At 57.0% G+C, this 18,667-nt stretch carries 14 protein-coding genes; 3 read left to right on the top strand and 11 right to left on the bottom strand.

Annotated elements, in window-relative coordinates:
* Positions 1 to 3: 3 nt before the first annotated feature.
* From ACIX8_RS14370 to coxB, 7 genes are read right to left on the bottom strand one after another with little or no spacing between them, the layout of a single operon-like run.
* Positions 4 to 1,503, bottom strand: coding sequence for a cytochrome b N-terminal domain-containing protein (locus ACIX8_RS14370; protein WP_014266072.1), 1,500 nt, complete (start codon positions 1,501 to 1,503; stop codon positions 4 to 6).
* Positions 1,491 to 2,150 (bottom strand): QcrA and Rieske domain-containing protein, encoded by a 660-nt coding sequence (locus tag ACIX8_RS14365; protein WP_014266071.1) that lies wholly within the window; start codon positions 2,148 to 2,150, stop codon positions 1,491 to 1,493. The genes ACIX8_RS14370 and ACIX8_RS14365 overlap by 13 nt, the downstream gene beginning before the upstream one ends.
* A 56-nt stretch (positions 2,151 to 2,206) precedes the next feature.
* Positions 2,207 to 2,923: a c-type cytochrome gene (locus ACIX8_RS14360; protein ID WP_223295339.1), complete on the bottom strand. Its 717-nt coding sequence runs from the start codon at positions 2,921 to 2,923 to the stop codon at positions 2,207 to 2,209.
* Positions 2,924 to 2,973: 50 nt separating this feature from the next.
* A complete protein-coding gene (locus tag ACIX8_RS14355; RefSeq protein ID WP_014266069.1) occupies positions 2,974 to 3,858 on the bottom strand; it encodes a hypothetical protein in 885 nt (294 codons plus the stop codon).
* A 48-nt stretch (positions 3,859 to 3,906) separates the two neighbouring features.
* A complete protein-coding gene (locus ACIX8_RS14350; RefSeq protein ID WP_014266068.1) occupies positions 3,907 to 4,512 on the bottom strand; it encodes a cytochrome c oxidase subunit 3 in 606 nt (201 codons plus the stop codon).
* Positions 4,509 to 6,191, bottom strand: a complete 1,683-nt coding sequence (ctaD, locus tag ACIX8_RS14345) for a cytochrome c oxidase subunit I (RefSeq protein ID WP_014266067.1) — start codon at positions 6,189 to 6,191, stop codon at positions 4,509 to 4,511. Before ctaD ends, ACIX8_RS14350 begins: the two co-directional genes overlap by 4 nt.
* 16 nt (positions 6,192 to 6,207) lie before the next feature.
* A complete protein-coding gene (gene coxB, locus ACIX8_RS14340; protein ID WP_014266066.1) occupies positions 6,208 to 7,302 on the bottom strand; it encodes a cytochrome c oxidase subunit II in 1,095 nt (364 codons plus the stop codon).
* A 294-nt stretch (positions 7,303 to 7,596) separates the two neighbouring features.
* Here coxB and gnd point away from each other — a divergent pair, with 294 nt between their 5' ends.
* Positions 7,597 to 8,619, top strand: a complete 1,023-nt coding sequence (gene gnd / locus ACIX8_RS14335) for a phosphogluconate dehydrogenase (NAD(+)-dependent, decarboxylating) (RefSeq protein WP_014266065.1) — start codon at positions 7,597 to 7,599, stop codon at positions 8,617 to 8,619.
* Between the two features lie 523 nt (positions 8,620 to 9,142).
* Positions 9,143 to 9,895 carry a Stp1/IreP family PP2C-type Ser/Thr phosphatase gene (locus ACIX8_RS14330; RefSeq protein ID WP_014266064.1) on the top strand — a complete coding sequence of 251 codons (753 nt, stop codon included), beginning with the start codon at positions 9,143 to 9,145 and terminating at the stop codon, positions 9,893 to 9,895.
* A gap of 16 nt (positions 9,896 to 9,911) precedes the next feature.
* On the opposite strand, the gene ACIX8_RS14325 is transcribed toward ACIX8_RS14330, so the two are convergent.
* The 3 genes from ACIX8_RS14325 to tssK (ACIX8_RS14315) form a co-directional block, all read right to left on the bottom strand.
* Entirely contained in the window at positions 9,912 to 13,172 is a 3,261-nt protein-coding gene (locus ACIX8_RS14325) for an ImcF-related family protein (protein WP_014266063.1), read from the bottom strand.
* Between the two features lie 2 nt (positions 13,173 to 13,174).
* Positions 13,175 to 13,966, bottom strand: a complete 792-nt coding sequence (locus ACIX8_RS14320; protein ID WP_014266062.1) for a DotU family type IV/VI secretion system protein — start codon at positions 13,964 to 13,966, stop codon at positions 13,175 to 13,177.
* A gap of 345 nt (positions 13,967 to 14,311) precedes the next feature.
* Positions 14,312 to 15,685 carry a type VI secretion system baseplate subunit TssK gene (tssK, locus tag ACIX8_RS14315; RefSeq protein ID WP_014266061.1) on the bottom strand — a complete coding sequence of 458 codons (1,374 nt, stop codon included), beginning with the start codon at positions 15,683 to 15,685 and terminating at the stop codon, positions 14,312 to 14,314.
* Between the two features lie 458 nt (positions 15,686 to 16,143).
* Here tssK (ACIX8_RS14315) and ACIX8_RS14310 point away from each other — a divergent pair, with 458 nt between their 5' ends.
* On the top strand, positions 16,144 to 17,268 hold the full coding sequence (locus ACIX8_RS14310; RefSeq protein WP_150110609.1) for a hypothetical protein: 1,125 nt from the start codon (positions 16,144 to 16,146) through the stop codon (positions 17,266 to 17,268).
* 34 nt (positions 17,269 to 17,302) lie between these two features.
* Here the strand turns inward: ACIX8_RS14310 and tssK (ACIX8_RS14305) are convergent, their stop codons facing one another.
* A complete protein-coding gene (tssK, locus tag ACIX8_RS14305) occupies positions 17,303 to 18,652 on the bottom strand; it encodes a type VI secretion system baseplate subunit TssK (protein ID WP_014266059.1) in 1,350 nt (449 codons plus the stop codon).
* Positions 18,653 to 18,667: the final 15 nt, after the last annotated feature.

Here is an 18,667-nt window from a genome sequence, read left to right as displayed (position 1 = left end):
CAGCTAATGCTCCTTGGGAGGGCCTGCGGGCTGTTCACTGGAAGACACCAGATGCTGGGAGGCATCGATGGCAGGGGATAGATCGTCGCCGCGCAAGGTTGTCAGGAAGTGGACGAGCGCGGTGGTCTCGGAAGGATTGAGCGCATTGCCATAAGCCGGCATGTTACCTCCGCCTTGCAGAACCTGACGGATGATCTGGTCTTCCGTCATCTTGGAGGCAACAGCGTCGAGTGCAGGCCCACGCATGCCTCCGGCTCCGCCGATGGAATGGCAGTTGCGGCATTGCTTGTTCTGCAGGACGAGGGCGCCCTCTCGTTCAAGAGGCGTGCGATCTTTCAGATAGGCTGCGGGGATAGGGTCGCTAGTCCAGGCATTCATGACCGGACTCCACGGCGTGTACATGCCAAGGCGGGTGAAGGCCCCCAGGATGACGGCGATCACGGCCACCATCAGGACAGCTACAGGACGGCGCGACCAGTGCTTTTCTCCCTCTCCGGAGAGGAGAGGCAACAGGAGCATGGCTCCGATCCCGAGGATGGGTGCAATGAAGAGCACGGGAGTTTCAAGGCTCGGAGGCAGATAGGCCAGTACCGCATAGATCCAGAGGAAGGCGAAGTCAGGCTTAGGCGCTGTCTGGATGATAGTGGGGTCGGGTTGGCCGGTGGGGCCGAAGGGGCCGAACCACAGGGCGCAGGCCATCACCGCGAGCATGATAGCTGCGGCGAAGAGCGAGTCTTTCCAGGCCGCATCGGGAACAAAGGGGATGCCGGTCTTTTCGGTGAGGTGGTGATACTCGCTGACGTAGGTCTTCCGGTTGACGAGACGACCGGGCATCGGCCAGTCGTTGATGCCGAGGCGCAGCACCATCCAGATGTGGAGGCCGACCATCGCCAGCAGGATACCGGGAATGACGAAGACGTGCAGCGTAAAGAAGCGGGAGAGCGTAGGACCGGCGATGATCGGGCCGCCCAGCATCAGGCCGACGAGAGGAGCGCCAATCAGGGGAACGCGGCTGACGATGGAGGCTCCGATGCCGAGGCCCCAGTAGGCGTCCTGATCGAAGCGCAGCACCTGCCCGGTAAAGGCCATGCCGAGGGTTAGAAGGAGCAGGAAGACGCCGATGATCCAGGTAAGCTCACGAGGGAACTTGTAGGCGCCGAAGAGGAAGACCTGTGCCATGTGGATCAGCACAATGGCGACCATGAAGTCGGAGCCCCAGCCGTGCATGGCACGCAGGAACCAGCCGAGTTTGACGTTGTGGTCGAGGAACTCAAGGCTGTTCCAGGCGTGGCCCGCCGTCGGAGCGTATACCAGCGCGAGCAGAATGCCCGTCATGACCTGGAGAACCAGGATGACCGTCGCGGCGCTGCCGAAGACGTACCACCAGCTGGCGGTGTTAGCCGGGACTTCGTGCTCCGCCGCTTCAATGACAGGGGTTCCCAGCCCGAGCCGCTGCTCGAACCAGTTATAGACCTCGATGCTGCGTCGCTTTAGCTCTGACATGAGCTGCACCTCGGTTTGGGTAATGGAGCATCTGTTGATGAGGCCCCTTCAAGCTGGACCAGAGGAGACTCGTTCTTGGCCTGGTTGGCGAGCGTCGGCATCTTCCCGGCGCTGATGACCAGGCTGCCCGAGACGACCTGGTACTCATACTCGAAGAGACCGCGCTCCGGCGGACCCGAGGCGCGGGAGCCATCGGCATAGTACGCGCCGCCATGGCAGGGACACATAAAGAGCTGGGACTGGGCGAACCAGCGGACGGGGCAGCCGAGATGCGCGCAGTTGATCGCGAATACCTGGAAGGTATTTCCGGAGATGCGGCGAACCCAGCAGGGAATGTCGCCGGTCTGGCCGTCCCAGGAGGTGGTAACAGGATTGCGGTAGTTGACCAGACGGGTCTCGCCCTCGGGGAAATCGGCCAGAGGACCCAGGTTGATCCAGGAGTTGTCGTCAGAGGTCTTCTTCAGCGCAGGCCCCAGAAGATAGCCGAGGATGGGCACGGCCAGAACTGCGCCGACCGCTCCGTTCACCAACAGCGAGAGCTTGAAGAGGAATACGCGGCGCGAGTGGCCGGCACTCTTATGGCTCTCCGGATTCGCCGGCTCGGTCAGGGGGGCTCCCGGTGGAATTTGCTGCTCGCTCGGTGTCATCGCGTCTTTGCTCCTGTGCTCTCTTCGTGTTGAGCGATATTTATTCGACCCATGGTTTAAGGGTGTGTGCGATAGGGCTGGCCCGGGTCGGAAACACGCTTCGAGGCAAGCCACGCTGTGATGTCGGTAATCTGCTGATCGGTAAGGGGCTGGGAGGAGTCGGTGCGCCAGTCGGGCATTCCTTCGTCAGGCCGTCCGGCGATCATGAGACTGCGAAGATCCTGATCGCTGATGAGCGCGAGATAGGAGGGATCGACGATGGAGCCGAGTTTGCCCTTGGTCCCCTGCGACCTTCCTTCACCCGTCGCTCCGTGGCATCGCGCGCAAGAGGTGGTAAAGGCCTGTTGTCCGTGCTCGGCATCGCCCGTCAGAGTCGCGAGGTAGGGCGGAGGATTCTGGCCCGCGAGAACGTTCGGCGTTCCCCACGTCTGCAGAATGCCCTTCGCCAGCACTGCGACCTGCTGATCGGTCAACATGCCACCCGCACTCTGAGCGAAGGGGGGCATCAACTTGCCGTTGACTCCTTTGGAGATCGTTCGCTGCAGGTTGTCTTCTCCGGCTACGGCAAGATACACCGGGTTGGCAAGCGCGAGGGCCGCTCCCCCTTTGCCCGTCGCTCCGTGGCAGGCAGCGCAGTTCTCTTTGTAGAGGGTGGGGAAGTCGAGAACCTCTTCAGGGCGTACGACCTCGGGTCCAGGGCCGGGACGGCCATGGATGTGGTTGCAGCCGGTGAGGGCCATGCCGCCCACAGACAGCATGAGAGCGCCAAGCACGTTAAGTCTTCGCGACGCAGGTCTCAGGCGACGAATTTCTTGGGACGATCTCATTGGTCTTCCTTATGAGAGGGATCTTCCTTGTGAGATTGGTCGCTGTGGATACCGGCGCGGACAGAGAAAGGCAGCGCTCGGAACTGCGGCGTCCGCACCTTGACCTGCAGGTTGACGATGAAGCCGCAGACCAGGCCAAAGGCTATCTGCGAGACGACGAACCAGAGCCAGTCGATGCGCGCATTGAGGATGGGGCTGATCACTCCCAGCGCCGAGTAGAGAATGCCTGTCCAAAGCAAAGGGGCGACAAAGCCCGCTGTAAGAATGGGCTTGCGAGGAAACATGGGCAGCATCGCGCCATAGAGAAGGCCGATAAGGATCGAAGTGAGGCCGTGGATGGCGGTAGCGGCGAGAAGACCATACAAATGAAACTGGGCCAGGAAGGCGTCGCTTTCACCTGCCCAATGAACAAAGCCGCCCGCGGCCAGCAGGTTCACGGCGTACCAGACGCTGTGATACCGGATGAGGCCGAAGAGAGCCGCGGGCACGATCATCGCGATACCGCCTACGATGCCGCCTTTGAGTCCGGCGGTAACGCTGAAGGTCTCAATCGGAATCAACTTGCGATGATCGACACCGACCGGCAGTTGAGAGCGGGTGGTTCGAGTGCTGGTGATCTCGATGATTCCAGCCTGGACTGGGACGTAGATATGTTTCTCGTGGGGGAAGACATCGAAGAACCAGCCGACCATCGAGCGCAGCGTCAGAACGAGGCCGAGCAGGCTGACGACCCAATGCGTCACCATGCCGGTAATCAAAAGCGCGAGGCCGAGCGAAAGCACCATAGGCCAGGGCGTTGGCGCTGGAAGGAGGACGGTGTCGTCATGGTGTTCCTGGCCATGATGCGGCTCGTGCTGGTTTATCAGGTTGTCCTGTTGCATAGCGCTCCTCCTTGTCCTTGAAAAATCGGTCCCTGAAAAATCAACAAACTATCTACCCAAAACATAGACGACCAAAAATACGACGACCCAGACTGCATCGACGAAGTGCCAGTAAAGAGAGAGCACTTCGAGTTTTTTCTCATGTTCTTCTTTAAGGTGCCCGGTCAAGGCGAAGAGAAGCGTGAGCGTGAGCATGATGAGACCCACAATGACGTGGGTCGCGTGCAGACCGACGAGCGAGTAGTAGGTCGTTCCGAAGAGGTTGGTCTGGATGGTCAGGCCCTTATCGTAGATAAGGTGATGCCACTCCAGAGCTGTGGTAACGAGAAAAATCGCTCCCAGCAGAACGGTTCCCGCCAGAAAGGCTGTGCAGCCGCGCAGGTTGTTTTTGCGCAGCGCACTGCTGGCGAAGTGGACGGTGATGCTGCTCGAGAGTAGGCAGATGGTGCCAAAGATCGGCAGCTCCAGTACCTGCGCCGGGGTCGGCCCGCTGAGGCTTTTGCCGATGTAAAAGATGTAGGCGACGACAAAGATGATGAAGATCGCGGCTTCCGCCAGGATCAGGCAGGCCATCCCGATCGTGCCACGGTAGGGCAGCGTCCAGGGTGTTTCACTCGAGCCGGCGACGGGAATTGTGCTTGATGTATTCATCATTCGTAGTCCGAGTCAGGATCTTCAGGATGTTTCAGGTCCCATAACGGGCGGCGGCTATTGACCGTTGGCTCAATAGCAAAGTTATAGGCGGGCGGGGGAGAGGGCGTGGACCATTCCAGCGTCCACGCATCCCAGGGATCGTGTCCGGCTTCCTTCCCTTTGTAGTAAGACCGCACCATGTTGTAGCAAAAGACCAGAATGCCGGCTGCCTGGAAGATGGCTCCGATGCTGACGATGAGGTTCCACGACTCCCAGCCTCGGCCTGCTTCGTAGGTGTAGATGCGGCGCGGCATGCCCAGCAATCCCGGGACGTGCATGAAGTCGAAGGTGAGGTGGAAGCCGATGATGAAGAGCCAGAAGTGCCACTTGCCCAGCGTCTCGCTCATCATCCGGCCTGTTACCTTGGGGTACCAGTAGTAGAAGGCCCCAAAGATCGCAAACAGGATCGACCCTACAAGTACGTAGTGGAAGTGTGCCACCACGAAGTAGGAGTTGCCCAACTGCCAGTCGAACGGGGCGGCCGAGAGCATGATGCCGGTAAGCCCGGCGATCAGGAACTGGAAGAGGAAGCCGACGCAGAACATCATCGGCGTCGCAAAGATGACTTTCCCGCCCCAGATCGTCGCCAACCAGTTGAAGATCTTGATCCCCGTCGGCACTGAGATCACCATGGTGGCAAAGACGAAGAACGTATTGCCGACCGGGCCCAGGCCGACGGTGAACATATGGTGCGCCCATACGCTCAAGCTGATAAAGCCGATGGAGACCGAAGCCGCCACCATCGCCGGGTAGCCGAACATGGCTTTACGGGAGAAGACAGGAACGATCTCGTTGACGAACGCGAACGCCGGCAGCACCAGTACATAGACTTCGGGGTGCCCGAAGATCCAGAAGAAGTGCATCCACAGTACGGCCGAGCCGCCTGCCTGCGTGTCGAAGAAGTGGGAACCGATGTAGCGGTCCAGGGTCAGCATGATCTGCGCGGCGGTCAGGGGGCTGACTGCAACGAAGACCAGGCTTGCCATGACCAGATAGAGCCAGGGCAGCAGGGGCATGCGGCTCATCTTCATCCCTTTGCAGCGCATGCAGAGGATGGTGGTCACGATGTTGAGCGCCGTGCCGATTGAGCCGACACCGCTCAGAAAGACCGCCAGTGTCCAGTAGTCCGTGCTGTGACCGGGGGAGAATACCTTGGCTGTAAGGGGCGCGTAAGCAAACCAGCCGACGTCCGGCGCTGAACCGGCGGCATAGAGACCGCTTGCGCCGAAGTAGCTGAAGTAGAGCAGCAGTCCGGCAAAGGCGGAGACCCAGAAGCTGAACGCATTGAGCCGTGGGAACGCCATGTCCCGGGCTCCGATCATCAGGGGAACCAGGTAATTCCCAAACCCGAACAGGATCGGCATGCCGACGAAGAACACCATCGTCGTGCCGTGCATGGTGAAGAGCTGGTTGAAGACCTGCGGCGACACAAAATGATTATTGGGAACCGCGAGTTGAATGCGCATCAACACCGCTTCAACGCCGCCGACAAGGAGAAACACCAGCGCGTAGGCGATGTACATCAGGCCGATTTTTTTATGATCGACCGTTGTCAGCCACGCATAGATCACATTCGGCCTTGGGGGGCCCTGCGGGGGAGACTGCGTTTGATCGATTGCTTCCATCACCGGGGTTGCCATTATGCTGCGCTTCCTTCTAGTGAAGCTCTGTGAGATAGGCGGTAATCACGTTCAGATCATGTTCGTTCAAGTGCATGGGCGGCATCAACGAACCGGGTTTCATCGAATCTGGATTGTCGATCCACTTCCTCAGGTTTTCCGGAGTATTCTTGACCGCTCCGGAGGCAAAAGTGTCGCGGCTGGCAAGGTGGGAGAGATCGGGCCCAAACCTTCCTGTCGCTGCTGACCCCGAGACCGTATGGCAGTTGATGCAGGCATTATGCATGAATACGGTCTGTCCTTCGGTGGCGGCAGGATTGCCGGGGAACTCATGCTGTGCGGGTTTTTGCTGCTGTTTAACCCAGGCCTCGAAGTCTTCAGGGGACTGCGCGTAGACTCGCAGCAGCATCTTTGCGTGCTGGGTTCCGCAGTACTGGGCGCACTGGCCGAGATACAGTCCTGGTTCGGTGGGGTCCATCCACATGGTATTGACCCGGTTGGGGATAACGTCCATCTTTCCTGCCAGGCGCGGTACCCAGAAACTATGGGACACATCGGTGGACGACATCGTGAGATAGGTCGGCTTAGGGCTCGTCTTATCACTGATGGGGATGTGAAGCTCGTTGGCCGTGACGATTCCCAGCTTCGGGTAGCGATACTCCCACCAGAACTGATGTCCGATCACCGTTACATCCATGGTGTTGTCGGGCTTGGGAATCGCTTCGGTCCTGAGGATGACACGCGTGGTGGACAGGAAGAGCATCACGACGATCAGGATGGGAATGACCGTCCAGGAGAGCTCAATCTGGTTGCTGCCATAGATCTGCGCCGGTTCGTGCTCGGAGTCCGTGGGGCGATGCCGGTAGCGAATCAACGCATAGAGCAGCAACCCTCCGACAATAAGAAAGATGGCAAAGGTAACCGAAAGCACCAGCATCGAAAGTCCGAAGATGGAATGCGCTGGTGTCGCGGCGGGCGCAAAGATGTTGGTGGGAGACTGTGCGGACGCTGTGACGGCAAAGAGAGGTGTGCCGAAAGCCGCAATCCCGGAGGCAAAGACAAGACTGCGAGCGGAGCGATGGAATTCGCCCTGGCTGGAGCTTGTTGCCGGACATTTAGAGAAGAGTGGCAAAGCAGTTTAACCCCGCATGCGTTGAATGTTCAAAGCACTTGAATACATAATCATGCGTCTGGGACGATGCTAAACCAAATAAGCCAGTTTGCGGGTAAATCCTTCCCATAATCGCACTGTTGTAAAGAAGCGTCTTACAGGCAGAACAAGGCGACGTTGTATCATCCAACCGAAAGATAGTGGCGGGAAATCTTACGATCCGCGTACTCAATTTGCAGCAGGACATGTGAGATCACGATTGACGCATGTCGATGTTCAACGATCCACCAGACGAAGGGAAGAGGAAAAGATCAGATGCAACTTGGAATGGTAGGACTGGGAAGAATGGGCGCGAATATGGTGAAGCGGCTGGTCGCGCATGGACATGAATGCACGGTCTTCGACATGTCGCCGAAGGTTGTGGAAGAACTGGCGAAGGAAAAGGGCGTCACGGGAGCTTCCTCTATGGCGGATCTGGTGAGCAAGCTGGCGAAGCCACGTGCGATCTGGCTGATGATTCCGGCGGGCGTTGTGGAGAAGGCCATCGCCGAGATCGCTCCTCACCTGGAGTCTGGCGACATCCTGATCGACGGAGGGAACTCTTACTACATCGATGATATTCGGCGCGCCAAGGAACTAGCTCCGAAGGGAATCCAGTATGTCGACGTGGGAACCAGCGGCGGCGTATGGGGACTGGAGCGCGGCTACTGCATGATGATCGGTGGACCGAAGGCTGCGGTAGAGCATCTCGATCCGATCTTCAAGACAATCGCTCCCGGGATCGGAGATATTCCGCACACGCCAGGACGCGAGAACGTGGTCAGCACCGCGGAGCAGGGATATCTGCATTGTGGCGACAGCGGTGGCGGACACTTCGTCAAGATGGTGCACAACGGGATCGAATACGGAATGATGGCTGCCTATGCCGAGGGTTTGGGTGTGTTGAAGTCTGCGAACATTGGCAAGCACACGCATGAGATCGATGCGGAGACGACGCCTCTGCGCGACCCGGAGCACTACCAATATGACTTCAATCTGCCGGATATTGCCGAAGTATGGCGTCGTGGCAGCGTGATCGCTTCGTGGCTGCTGGATCTAACTTCGTCCGCGCTGGCGGGAGATCCGGAGCTTGCAAAGTTTGGAGGCCGTGTCTCGGATTCAGGCGAAGGACGCTGGACGATCAAAGCCGGAATCGATGAAGGTGTGCCTACGCCCGTGCTGACGGCTTCGCTCTACGAGCGATTTACTTCGCGCGGTGAGGCTGACTTCTCCAATAAAATTCTCTCCGCACTTCGTTATGAGTTCGGTGGGCATCTTGAAAAGCCAGCGGCTAAGTAATACGAAGAGCTGCTGCCTGATTTTCTGAAATTACGGAGTCAAACGAAGGGTCGGTCACTTGTGGCTGGCCTTTCGAATTTTGGGGACTTGTTTCGAGGTTGAAACCGTCCATTTTTCGACAGCCGATGATGGTTCAACCGTATGGGGCCACTTGCCTATATTTTGTGCCGGAAGTGTCCAAAATAATCTTCCTGTTTCAGCCTGGCCCTTGTTCAGGGCTTGCCTCAGAAAACGATCTGCATAGCTCGATTTCGGAATGTAAGTGTTTTTACAAAAAAGGTTCCGGTAATTCATCCTTTTCAATTGCTTCATATGCTTATATTGAAAGCCTCGGCTCAGCGTTTTGCATATTTTTCTGTGGTGTCGGTGCGAGCTTGATTGCGATTTTTCCCTGTAGAAACAAGATGTTTACGATAGTTTCGTGTGATGTTGCGAATGAAATACTCTTGCTGATTTTTGAAAGCTACAGGTCTAACGAGGAATGTGATGGATGTAAAATCGAGTTAGCGGAGGTCTGCGGAAAGTGCCGACAGAGATATGTAATGGAATTGAATTAGCAGCGCAGACCGACATAGGCTGCCATAGGCAGAATAATGAAGATCGTTTTGCCTATGACCTGCCGTTGGGCATCTTTGCCGTTTCGGATGGAATGGGTGGGTGTGCAGGCGGTGAGGTTGCAAGCCAGATGGCTGTCGAACAGCTGATTACTGCCTATCGGTTGCTGCATCATTCCACTAGCAGTGCAATTTCGATCTCTGATGCGCTTTACCATGCCGTCGCCAGTGCCAATGCAGCCGTGTATGCGCGCGCAGAAAGCGACCCTTCTCTACGTGGAATGGGGGCGACACTCGTTGCGATTGCTGTCGAAGGTACATCCGCAGTTATCGCGAATATAGGGGACAGTCGTGCCTATTTATTGCGCCAGAACACTGCAACGCAGATTACTCTCGATCATTCCTTTCTCGCGGAACAGGTGAGGGAAGGGACAATCCAGGCCAGGGATGCAGCTAACTCACCATTACAGTCCACGATCACACGTGCGATCGGTATTGGAGCTGTAGTAGAGGCTGATTTATTTGCAGCAGAGCTTGAGCCGGGCGATCGAATATTGCTTGCGAGCGATGGTTTGACGCGTTATGTTCACGACGAAGAGATTGCCGCTATGGCTTCACCATCCATAGCTTCCGATGCTGCGTGTGCTGCTCTCATCGAGCTCGCCCGCAATCGCGGAGGAGCCGATAATGTTACCTGCCTACTACTCAACTGGCTTGAGTAGTAGGCAGTAAGTATTTTTATCTTGCCACGCTATCTACGCAGCGTAGGCCACTCATCGATCCCGGGGCGAGTACCGAAGCCCCGGGTCCCGAGAGCTCATAGTCCACTACGATGGGCGTTCCGTCTGGCGCACGCACCGGAGTATTGGCAAGCTCCAAAGCAAAACTTAGATCGTAAGTGTTTGGCGTGATACTGCGTTCGATCTTTCCTTTGTCGAGCATCTCAAAGACTGCCCATACCCCAGTAAAAGTAAGTGGAAGATCGTTCGCCGTAAGGCTGGCATTGGCTGCATTGGCTGCCTGCCAGGTGAACTGCTTGGGCGGATCTTTCAAGGCAAGCGTCTGCGAATCTACCTTCAAAGTAGCCTTCTGCACTCCGTTACTCGGGAGGTTATGCAGCGTGAAGGTGAGTGAAGGTGCGGTGGCGCCCGCAGGGAAGAATGCGGCTGAAAGATCCGCGGCACGGTTGAAGAAGCGCAGGAATGCAGGGTTCACCCGTATGGGTGGGTTCGGTGCTTCGCTATAGTGGGTACCCTGTTGTACCAGCAACGATTTCAGATTCGTGTTGTAGAACTGCCATAGCTCACCCGAGTTTGGTTGCAGCACGGCTGTCACCTCGGCGGGCGTGGCCTGCACAGAGCTTGCAGGGTTGAATGGGAACTTCGAGAACAGGCCATTGACGACAGAACAGAAACTTCTGCTGCCTGCGTTGGCTTCTGCCGGTCCGAGGCCACGTAGAAGCGCATCGGCGGAGGTGATCGGAGCCTCCATCAGCGCGAGTGTTACTGCATCCGTGTGTGCCTGCGCATCGATATGGAAGGCCTGCGCCGTTTGTTGTGCGGCAAGATGCGCGGCAGAGGCTGCGGAGGCGATCGGGGCGGCTGCGGCAGGACCGAGCGCGCCGCTAGGCGATGCTGTTACCTGTTGAATGCTGCTGCGCAGAGTTAATAGACCGTCCACGTAATTTTTATTGCTGGCTGTAAGGTACTGGTCCTTGTTTGCCGGAGGTACGAGTGTCTGCGGTGCCTGGAAAGCATCGGAGATGGACTTATCCTGCACAGAAGTGTTGTAGGAGGCTGTTTGGATAAGTGCCAGAAGCGGCGAGTTTGTTCCGGAGACGATGCCCAGCTTCGTTCCCGCTTCCGCCAGGCTGCGGGCCTTTACTACATGGGCCTGGTCCAAAAAGGCTCGCCACGTCGTTATATAGTCCGTGTCATATCTTGTGGTTAATTGCTGTTTGAGTGAACCGGTGTCGATGGTTGCCGGAGCCTTGTCGCCGAGTACCCAGGCTTCGCCACGGAAGTAGACCTCGGGGTGAGCAAGAGCGTTTTGCATAAAGGTATAACCGGATGGAGTAAATGCTCCTAAGACGATATGTGGTTCCAGAATCGTCTCCGCAGAGTGGGGGAACTGTGCATTGAAATCAATGGAGGCAGTTTGCCTGCTGGCCGCAGTCAGGATGCTCTGGTAGATACGTTCGAAGCCACCGAAGCCTGCGAGGTAAGTGCGCGCCTGATTTACGGAGGTGTCGACCGGTCTTATCGAATAAGGATTGTTCAGCGTGAGTTCATCCGCATAGAATGCGAATTGACGCTGTGCCAGAGCGCGGTGTTCGGACGATATGGTCGCGCCATTCTGCCAGTGGTTGGTTAATACAGGAGCCAGAAAGGCTGAGGTGCTGTACTGCGGGTAAGACGTTGTAATGAGGTACCCGCGCAGGGCCTCGTAGGTGCTGTTGTAGTCGGCATTTTGTGGCGGCGTGGCCGGCAGTCCGCCGAGCTCTGCGATAAGGTTATTCTGGGTTCGCGTGAGTAGCAGTGCGCGGAAGTGCTCGAAGTACAGCCGGCGTGCTGGCGCAAGCAACGTATTGCCGTGATAGAGGCCCCAGCGATATCCCAGGGGCGCGCCTTCGCGCTGCCATTGCTCAAGCTGTACCAGGTGAGAGCGCAGAATATCGAGTTGTTCGAGCTGAGACATGGCCGCGAGCTCGTTTGCTCCTCCTACAGCTTCGTTGTGCGCGAGTTGCTGGTCTGCGGCGTTCAGTTGCTTCTCGATCGTATGGTTGTTCGAGTAAGAGACCGTGAATGCTATCAGGAGCAACAATAAGAGAGCTGCAGCTGTCCCGTATACAAAGCGCTGAAACAGAGAAGCCTGCCGTGTCGTGCCACTTCCGGCGAGCGCCGCCGCGTCGCGAAGCACTGCCTGAGGAAAGAAACGCGGCAGGAAGGTCCACTGAGCCGTCTTCTTTGAGGATGTACGCGGAGCAAAAGAATCCGCAGATGCTGCGCCTTGTTGTGCAGATAAGGCCGAAAATATTCGGGTGGCGCCGGCATCCTGTTGGGCTATTGCTTTTGGAGTTGCTGCCGCCTCTGAGATGATTTGTTCCACCATGTGCGCGCGAACGCCGGTGAAATAAAAGCCTCGCAATAGAGGGCTCGCATGAAGCTGACTGGGGCGAACTAACTCGATCAAAAATGCTGAGAGTGAGTTACGCAGCTTGCGCATCTCACGAGGGAACTCATAGTTTTCCGCAGCGACGGGGCCGTCGGTCTCACGCGCCAGCAGCGGAAGCCTTGTTCCCTGGAGATCAGATAGTAGCCCATCATAGCTTTGCAGGATGGTGGCTGAAGCTGTTTCTGCCCATGTGCTGCCCGGACGTACAGAAAAATCTCGTGGCGCGGCACCCAGCAACAGGCTTGCCTCGTCAGTCGACAGGTTGCGTACCCAAGCGGCGAAGAAGGGGATGCGATCCGCTTTCGTGAAGAGTACATAGACCGGCACAGCGGTCCCTAGAAATTTTGCGAGCTCGCGTAGTTGCTCACCTGTCTTTGCGGCCAGTGCCGCAAGCTCTGAGGCTGCATTGGCCCCAAGCAGGCGCTCACAGCTTACGCAGACCACGGCAGCGCGCAGAGGAGCGTCTCCGCGAAAAGAGGTTCGCCATGAACCGGGGCGCGTTTTGGCGAAGAGTCGACGCCTCTGCGCAGGGGAGTCGTTGAGCGCGGCGCCTGTTTCGGCGAGGAGTACGCCATCGGCAAACCAAAGGTTCAGGGTGGAGGTCGGGCAGACTTCGCCATCACGCATTGCTTCGCCGGCGATCAATTCCGCATTCCAGTCGGTGCGCAGGACGGCTGTTGTCTTGGCGGCATTGGTGTCGCCCAACAGGTACAACATGGGCAGTGTGTGTAGTGTCTTGCCCTTGCGGCCCGCGGAACCAAGCTTGTTTTCGGCTTCGCGCAGTAGCGCATCCAGCATGCTCGTATTTGCTGTTTTGTTTCGCATCACTATCCTCGCCACTCGGGCCGCACATCTGTCGCTGGAACTTGCAGGGTTCCATGCTGTAACACGGGGCCTGGCATCATTTTGTTTTGCGCGAGTCCTGCTGCACCCACCTTTAGAGACAGGCTGTAGATCACGAAGCAGAGTATTACCACTGCTGCCAGCACCATCGCCGCGATCATCAGGCGGTAGCTCCACCGATCGCGTCCTGTGGCAGCGGGCTGCGGCAGCGTGGCAGGGCCTGGCAGCAAAGTGCCTGCTCCTCCACGAGCGCGAACGATCTTCTCCTGTGCGGCGCGCAGCAACTGCGCAAGTTCACCCGCGTTCCCGAAGGCATAGCGTCCCTTGTAGCCAAGCATCAGGCAGTGACAGTGCAGCTCCAGCACATCGGCTACCTTCGTGCTGTTTTCTTCGCGCAGCAGGGCAGCGAAGTTTTGGAAGAAGGTCTCGCCTGCGACGTGTCCACCGAAAAGCTCTTCCTGCATAGGGCGTCGGGCCCAATCCGCGGGAGCCGCGCTGGCAAGGTTCAGCACGCTCTCATCAAGAAAGCCGACGGTGGCTAGCACTGCCATCTGGATATGTTCGCTCGAATACCCCAGACTACGAGCTTCCTGCATGGCGGTCTGCAGCAGTCTGCGCATGTGCTCGCGAAAGGAATGCGTGTCGCCAATGGTCTGTTTGCCATAGCGAATGCGGAGAATTGCGGTCAAGACTTCGCTGAAGAGAGAGGCGATCGTGTGTGCTGCCGCAGCAGGTCGAGCAGGTGGTGCAGCCGCCGAAGGTGAACTAACTGCCATAGATAATTTGCGCCTTTCTATCTTCCTGTCGCCAGATCGAATATGAGGAATGAGAAGTCATCGATTGAAGCTGCATAGACTCCGGCATCCAGGTTCTGCTTTACGCGCAAGGCTCTCCCTTGAGATTGCTCCAGGCAATCCCTCGACGAACAAAGCAGTCCTGCAGGTAAAACACCTAAGCTAATCTTTTATTCCCAGGGATTGACCAAATAAATCTTTGGCCTACGGAACAGGCGTAAGTAGAGGCAGGTCCGTTCAAACGGATAAGTCCTGACATCCCCAGGAAATGGAGCTGTCAGGACTTATTCGCCTTGTACCGCGCTTAGGTTTACAGGTTTTGCAGTGTCAGACGTTGGGCTCGACCACCACTGTGAGATCAAAGTCCGCTTCGGCAATCTCTCCGGGAATATAAACGCCGACGCGCTTGCTTTGCAGAATGTGTTCCCAGCAGGGGCCTGATAGATCAATCGCGAAGTATTGTTTGTCCGCTTCTGCGCGAATAGCGGAAGGCGGCACAGGCAGATGCAGCAGGGTGAGACCAGGCAGAGCACGGCGCACCAGTTCGGGTACGAAGCGCGCGGAGCAAACCTTGATGAGTCTTGGCACACCGTCGATCAGGTCCGCTTCGCCGAGATTGGCCCGAATGCCCAGTATCCAGCGGGCGCGCCGCAGACACCGCTCGTCCAGAACATCAGCTTCCTGAATGTAAGGAGCAGCCGGTGTGAAGGTGAGTGTGATCGTGTTGGTCGGCATGATCATCTCAAGATGCTTGCGAATGTGTGCATCGAGTGCCCGAAACGCATGTCCTGGGTTGCGGTGGTCGTAATCAGGCAGCTCATCGAGTGAAGTTTCCGTAGCAAACGTTGAGAGTGCGCCTGCCAGTCGCGCGAGTTCCAGATAAAACTGCTCGGGGTGCGCATGGCGTGTAGCGCATAGATGCCGCAATACAGGCGCAGAGGTGGACAGTGCATGGAGAAACCAGTAAGTCGCTACGTCGAGCGGGGCGGTGCCGGCTTCAAACCTCCCGCGCGGGCGCATGGCGCGTGAGAGCGGCCCCATTTTTTCGGCAAGAATTTCGAGCAGACGCTTGCCCAGCAACATCAGCGCGGGACTGGCAGACATGCGCAGTGTAGGAGCGATGTATTCAGGGTCATACAGCAAACCACCCCGGCCATCACGCATCAAGCGCGCAAGCGGGATGGTCGACATCTCCGGAGTCACTTCCCGTTCCGTAAGCAATGAGAGGTTTCCTTCTCCGAGCGAAACTTCACGTTCATCGATTCCATTCGTGTTATCGCGCAAAACGCGCGCTATCGTACGGAATCGGAAGGAGTTCTGATCGTGCCCTTCTTTCGACGAATCGAGCACGCTGTAGACCTGGCCAGAAGCATGCGTGCCCGGTACTGCCAGATGCAGGAGTACAGCGGCGTCTGTCGGAAGTAAGAGTTCTTCAGCGCTGCGTGGTGCTGCTGCAGGAGTTTTTCCGCGGGTTTCAAACGCAAGGCCGTCTTCAAATACGCCTGCTGCCTCAAGCAACACGATTCGCCCGTTCCCCAGGGCATCTTCATCAAGGCGTGCGTGGAGCAGGCCCCACGGCTCAGACCATAGACTCCGTGTGACGAAATCAACGGTGTCTTCATAAAATCGGCTCTGTGCCTGGAAATGTTGGGGGCTCATATACATGCCCTCGGTCCAGACCACTCTGCTAAGAGACTTCATAGTCAGGCGGTTCTCCTGCTCTTCCCATGTGTGGAGTTGATGACGTGCTGCTTGATGACCTTAGATGCGCCACTATGCCAATTCGATTTTGCTGTCCTTCGCTTCATACCACACCTACTTTACCGCGTTTGCAGTTACGTAGAAATCTAACCGCAAAAATATGGCTCAATTTATGAGCTATATTTTGTGGCAGACTTATAGCAAACGCGTTGTAATAAACGCGCAACTATCTTTGGCTTTGGGTGTCTCCAAACGCAGTGGAGAGTATGATTTTTCTGCAGGAGCACTTAGTGGAGTAGGTAAGCGTGGGCGATCAAAAAGAAGATTTCAAAGACAATTCTGAGCAGAGCAGAGCAGGTTTTTCCAAAGGTACTAATCCTTTGAAAGAAGAAGCCTCTTTCGAGCAGCTATTAGGGCAGCTCGACATCCGGAGCTCGCGACCTGAGGCTGAAGGCAGCGTGACCCGGCTTTTTTCTCTTGTGAAGGATAGTGCCGAGTCGAATCCTGCTGCGGCGGTACAACCTGATGCAGGGAAACAGGAAAGCCAGCCACCTGCAGTCCCCGGCATGAACGCTTCTGAGAGCAAAAGCCGCGAGGTTCCGGCAATACCTCCTACGCAACAGGAGCCGCGCAACGAAGCTCCGGGGGATTTCACTCGTATCTTCACGAAGCTACCCACACCACGCACGGCGCAACCTGCCATCCTTAGCGAACTGCCTGCTGCAAACCCGCCTGCTCCTTCGACTTCTTCTGGAGGAGATAGTTTTACTCAGTTTTTTCAGACACTTGAACCGGCCAAGACATCCTCGGTCGATTCGGGCAGATCTTCCAGGTTATCTCCGGCAACAGAGCCTCTCGCTAAGGGTACACCTGTGCCTGCCGAGACGTACCAACCCCAGCCCTTTTCGGCTTTTTCCGATCCTGTACGCAGCCAGCCTGCAAGCGGTGGATTCACCGAATTGCTCAACTCCCTTGGGAGTGATAGGGGCTCTAACTCAAGTAATGCTCCCGTCGATGCGGCGAAGTCATCTTTCGCATCGCCTGCGCGCCGTTCGGATGAAACGCGTGCTTTTGGGGATCGCTCCTTTGCTCAGTCTTCTGCCTCGTTTGCCTCTTCCTCTGCGCCGGATACTGCTCCGCGACCGGGCGAATTCACGCAGTTGCTTCAGAGTCTCCAGCGCCCCCCGGAGCCCAGGCCGGGAGGTAACCCCACACCCACCCCTTCCTTGCCTGCACTGGCTCCTTCTTCTGAGCGCAACGTCGCAGACAATAATCCCACTTCGGAAGCTTCCAGCGACTTTACACGCGTCATGAAGAGTGCGGCTGCCAGATCGAACAGTGAGGCTGCTCCTTCACAACCATCAGCTTCACCTGCAACGCCGCCACAACAAAATAACGCCGCAGCAGGCGCGGCGGTGAATGTTCTCCAGGTTGCGCCGCATATGACTCCTGCCGCGCTTCCTGCAATTGCTGCTCGTACTTTGCTGGAGAGGCTCGCGCCCTGGCTGCTTGTGATGAACGGTGTACTGTTGGTGTTGCTTACCGTGTTGGTATCGCTGTTTCTCCTGCACCAGCACCACTGAGTTGATCCAGTGGTGCTGGCGCAGGTGCAGGATCTTACTGCGGCAGTATGATCAACTCCATCTGGGGATCGCCAAGTTCGCCTGGAGCATACACGGCAATGTTGCGTGCACGTGTAACCGATTCCCACATCAGTCCGCTCGCTTCGATGGAGAAATACTGGTAATCGAGGCGTACAGGAATGGCGCGGGGTGGAACAGGCACATGGACGAGCCGAAGACCAGGAAGCGCCTGCCGAATCAGGTCCTCAATCTGGGTGCCTGAGCCTACCTTTGAGAGCATAGGGAAGCGTGAGATCAGTTCTCCCCGCCTTATTGTGGAAGATACGGCGAGATAGAACCGCGCAGAACGAAGATATTCATCCTTGTCGATCACGGCCGCGTACACCGTTGGATGCACCAGCTTCAGTGGCAGTGCGATGAAGTTGCTGGGAACAACCGTGTCGAGCAACTCACGCAGCAAGGCATCGAGCACCGAGAAGCAAGCTCCGAGATTCTCATGATCGTAGCGCGGGAGATCGCGTGCTTCTACTGTGGTTGAAAAGGTCGTAAGAGATCCGGCGAGTCGCAGCATCGCTGTAAACAGCGTCTCAGGATGCACCCTGGTTGCGCCCAACAGATGCCGCAGGCCAGGCAACTCCGTGTTGAGGGTGTACAAAAGCCAAAAGTTTGCGATATCCGATGCGCTAAAGTCGGCAAGACTTTCATTGCGTTGCCGGCGCACCCCTGCAAGTTGGCTGCTGCGTGCGACGAGTAACTCCACCAGGCCGCGCAGAATGCCGAGCAGATAGCTGCTGGCGTGGACATCGAGCAGAGGCGGAACGAACGTAGAGCTCAGTTGATAGAGACCCGCTTCCGTCCGCTCTACAAGCGCGAGCGGCAGAAGTACCGAGCCTTCCATCGTCTCGCCTTCAGCAAGGATGGCGAGGTTGTTGCGAGCCAGCGCCACGGGACGTTCGCTGGCCGTCTGTCCGGTCTCGTCACGAAGCAGTTGCAACTCAGAAAAGAAGCGAGTGCTCAGCCCTCCGCGTTCCGATCCAATGTTCAGACCGCCTTCGCGATGTTGCGGAATGGCCAGAAAGAAGGCGCACCGCTGCCGGCCTTCTGGAAAACACTCTTCGAGAGAACGGGCGCGTGGCAAAGGACTGCCGTGATTTGTGTCGAAGGCGAGATGGTCGGGGAAGAGACCACTGCAGAAGGTAATCTCGAGGCTGCCACCTGCTACGCTGCCACCGTCGATGGCAAGCTCCATGAAACCCCAACTGCGGAATGTGAGCGAGTCGACGCGAAAACTCAGCAGGTCCTGGAAAAACCGATCTTGTGCCTGAAGGTGCTGTGGAGATAGAAATACGCCCTTTGTCCACACAACAGGAAGCATTTTAGACATTGTGAAGCGCTCCTT

Source organism: Granulicella mallensis MP5ACTX8, assembly GCF_000178955.2.
Taxonomy (GTDB): domain Bacteria; phylum Acidobacteriota; class Terriglobia; order Terriglobales; family Acidobacteriaceae; genus Granulicella; species Granulicella mallensis.
Note: the sequence above shows the minus strand (reverse complement) of the source record. Positions and strands in the feature narration are given on the sequence as shown.